This window comes from uncultured Campylobacter sp. (assembly GCF_937997405.1).
Taxonomy (GTDB): domain Bacteria; phylum Campylobacterota; class Campylobacteria; order Campylobacterales; family Campylobacteraceae; genus Campylobacter_B.
The window spans coordinates 1-2935 of record NZ_CALKTL010000131.1 but is presented as its reverse complement, the minus strand read 5'-3'; the positions used below and the strand labels follow the sequence as shown (position 1 = coordinate 2935).

Genomic DNA, 2935 nt, shown 5'->3' with positions numbered 1-2935 from the left:
ATGGAGAAGGAAGAAATGATGCTGGCCCGCCATTCATCTGCGCAGTGCAAGCAGCAAACCGCACATTAAAATTTAAAGATGTAAAATGAATGAAGATTTTCAAAGAGCGAAGCTGCAAGGCACGCTCGGCGCGCTCTGCCTACTGGTCGGCAGCGCGGCGTATTCTATAAAAGGCGAGATCGCGTACTTGGATTCTCAAATCTTAGTGTGGATTTTTGCCTTCACATTCCTTTACCACGCGCTTAAAAATATACAAAATATCACGGGCCCGCAGGTCTTTATAATCTTCAAATACGCCTATAGCATCGCGCTTGTGGCGCTGCTATATTTTTCAGCCATTTATATACTCAGAAGATGTGATTGCAGTAGGCTGCAAATATACGTGCCGTATTTGATATTTGCAGTTACGCTCTCTTGGATAATTATAAATTTTAAGTTGCGCGCCGCCACGGGATGCGGGCTTTTCGCCGTATACGCCGCGCTGCTAATCGTTGATGTCGCCGCAGACATCATCCACGGCATGATGTTCAAAATACCGGCCCCCGCCGCTATAACGATGGGCGTCATAAATTGCATGGAACTGCTAAATTTAATCTTAAATCCATTAGCGTCCGTAGTGCTGCTTCTTGCGTGGCTTAATATAAAAAACCCCGCCGAAGCAAAGGGTCTATGGAGCCAGACGCAGAGATAAAATTTGCTCGCGTTTATACTCGCGCGGAGTTTAAATTTAGACCGTGCCGGGGCGTTTGCAAAGATAAAATTTCACGCTCGCACGCGCTGTTTGTCAAAGACACAGCCGCCAAAACTCGCCCGCCGTTTAGCTACGCGGTGCAAGCTTTAAGCCGTATCGGCGCGACCCTCGACAAGATCAGGCAAAGATGAAATCAAACAAATGCCGCTTTATACAATTATAAGGCTCCTTCGGCGCACTCGTAGCCGAAAATTTTAATCCCGGTGTCGCTCTGCTCGTAGCGCAGCGCGGGGATTTTTTGCAGTAGATTTTTTAGCTTTTCCAGATCGTTTTTCCTCCCGCCGTCGAAGGCTCGCGGCACCCACACCCACGCGATTTCGTCGTATGCAAACGAGCCTACCGAAAAACTCGCCCGCTTTGAGCCCGCCTCCCATTTGGAGGAGTTTTTGATAGCATAGAAGTTTGGATAGAGGATTTTTTTAATGATGAAGCATTTGCAAAATTTAAAATCCGCGAAAAACTCCGCCCACGTCGCATCTTCGGTAAAATAGCCTTTCGCGCGCAGGCGCTTTTTCTCTTTGCGCAGCCTGATCGGCTCATAAAATCGCTGCCAAGCCCTTGCGCAGGCATCCATAAACGCGAGCATGCGGGCGAAGTAAATTTTAAAAAGCGCCTTAAAAAGCTCCATCTACTTCTCGATCTGCGATTTTAGCGACTTGTCGATTGCGATCTCGCTGGAGCTTATATCGATCGTTTGAAGCGCCTTGTCCTGGAAGATAAATCCGACCTCCTTCGCGCCGAAGCTCTTAGCGATCGCTTCCAGCGTGTCGGTCGCAGATTTGTGGATCTTGCCGCCAAGATCGTTGATGATTTTTAGCGAGAGCTGCTTGACCTCATCCTTTGCGTCGTCGATGAGGTGGTTTTTATCGCTTTCATCAAAGCTCGCGCCGAATAGCCCATTTAGCGAATCAGGCAGCAGAAACGGCAGCAGTTTGGCGTTTTTCTCGTCGTAAATTTTCATATCTTTGATCGAGTATTTGTATTTGCACGGCGGCATCTTGATCTCGTAGCGATCCTCGCCCTGCGGTAGTATCGCAAACTCGGGGCTTAGCAGGTCGTAAACGAACTCGATCTCAAACTCGAAGATGATGGCGATCTGCTTTTTCGTCATCAACGGCGAGACGAGCGAGCCTAGCAACCCGCTGCCTACGTTTTGCTTGCGCGTAACGATCTCTTTGGAGTAAATTTTAAAAACGCTCAGCTCGCCGATGCTTTTGAGCCGCGTGATGTCAGTGGCGATCTGCGGCTTGCCCGCCTGCTCGCCGCTTTTGCGCATCTTAAAAAACATAAAAACCAAGGTGCAAAATATCACTAAATTTAGAAGAAAAGCAAAATTTTCCAAATTTCATCCGCACTTTTTGCCGAACGCAGCTGTTTGCACAGTGATTTATCCATTAAATAGTCAGCCAATTTCGGCAGACACTGGGCATAATCGCCACACATATTTTCCGGAATCAATACCGCAAAAATTAAATCCACATCCCGTTTGTCGGCAGCATCATACTCAATGGGGGTTTCTAATTGAATAAATACACCAATGGGTTTTGTACCTTGTGGCAGACGGCCTTTCGGCATCGCAACGCCACCACCTAAACCGGAATTGCCTAATTTTTCACGATTAAATAAACAATCAAAACAATATTGTTCCCCATTTTCCATGGGTAATTGTTCTTCCACAATGCGCGCGATAGATTCAAACACACGTTTTTTGCTGGAAGAGATCATTCCCTGACGAAGGGTCTGAGGCGTTAATAATTCGGTAAATTTCATAAGCTATAGTTGGAAATCGGCACCTAAATACACGTCTTTTACCAATTTGTTATTCATAATTTCAGTAGGTGTGCCGGTAGCAATCATTTTACCGGAACTCACAATATAGGCGCGCTCACACACATCGAGCGTCTCCCGCACATTGTGATCGGTGATCAGCACACCTAAGCCGCGATCGCGTAAGTCTTTGATAATTTTCTTAATATCAATCACCGAAATGGGTTCAACGCCGGCAAAAGGTTCATCTAATAAAATGAACTTCGGATTTGCTGCCAAGGCACGCGCAATTTCCACGCGACGACGTTCTCCGCCGGAGAGTGATTGCCCCAAATTGTCTCGAATATGACCAATGTTAAATTCATCAATCAACTCATCAGCACGTTCGCGACGTTGAAGTGCGGTCAGATCTTTGCG

6 protein-coding genes are annotated in these 2935 nt (G+C 46.8%); 2 read left to right on the top strand and 4 right to left on the bottom strand.

Translation table 11 applies throughout. From position 1 onward, the window contains the following. Positions 1-85 precede the first annotated feature (85 nt). Together Q0372_RS07040 and Q0372_RS07035 are read left to right on the top strand one after the other, a co-directional pair. Positions 86-691 (top strand): hypothetical protein, encoded by a 606-nt coding sequence (locus tag Q0372_RS07040; RefSeq protein WP_298104250.1) that lies wholly within the window; start codon positions 86-88, stop codon positions 689-691. After that, positions 670-882, top strand: coding sequence for a hypothetical protein (locus Q0372_RS07035; RefSeq protein WP_297881606.1), 213 nt, complete (start codon positions 670-672; stop codon positions 880-882). Before Q0372_RS07040 ends, Q0372_RS07035 begins: the two co-directional genes overlap by 22 nt. Before the next feature lie 26 nt (positions 883-908). Here the strand turns inward: Q0372_RS07035 and Q0372_RS07030 are convergent, their stop codons facing one another. The 4 genes from Q0372_RS07030 to Q0372_RS07015 all read right to left on the bottom strand — a co-directional run. Further along, positions 909-1379 (bottom strand): hypothetical protein, encoded by a 471-nt coding sequence (locus tag Q0372_RS07030; protein ID WP_298104247.1) that lies wholly within the window; start codon positions 1377-1379, stop codon positions 909-911. After that, the gene (locus Q0372_RS07025; RefSeq protein WP_298104253.1) at positions 1380-2039 is read right to left on the bottom strand and encodes a DUF4230 domain-containing protein; all 660 of its coding nucleotides are present in this window, start codon (positions 2037-2039) and stop codon (positions 1380-1382) included. A gap of 29 nt (positions 2040-2068) precedes the next feature. Continuing rightward, positions 2069-2521, bottom strand: a complete 453-nt coding sequence (gene ptsN / locus Q0372_RS07020; protein ID WP_298104244.1) for a PTS IIA-like nitrogen regulatory protein PtsN — start codon at positions 2519-2521, stop codon at positions 2069-2071. Positions 2522-2524: 3 nt separating this feature from the next. Next, on the bottom strand, positions 2525-2935 hold a 411-nt coding region (locus Q0372_RS07015), incomplete at its 5' end, for an ATP-binding cassette domain-containing protein (RefSeq protein WP_298104241.1).

Bases quoted from the DNA above. Each gene is read 5' to 3' on its own strand.
- Q0372_RS07040 (WP_298104250.1), top strand. From the start codon at position 86: ATGAATGAAGATTTTCAAAGAGCGAAGCTGCAAGGCACGCTCGGCGCG.
- Q0372_RS07035 (WP_297881606.1), top strand. From the start codon at position 670: ATGGAGCCAGACGCAGAGATAAAATTTGCTCGCGTTTATACTCGCGCG.
- Q0372_RS07030 (WP_298104247.1), bottom strand. From the start codon at position 1,379: ATGGAGCTTTTTAAGGCGCTTTTTAAAATTTACTTCGCCCGCATGCTC.
- Q0372_RS07025 (WP_298104253.1), bottom strand. From the start codon at position 2,039: ATGTTTTTTAAGATGCGCAAAAGCGGCGAGCAGGCGGGCAAGCCGCAG.
- ptsN (WP_298104244.1), bottom strand. From the start codon at position 2,521: ATGAAATTTACCGAATTATTAACGCCTCAGACCCTTCGTCAGGGAATG.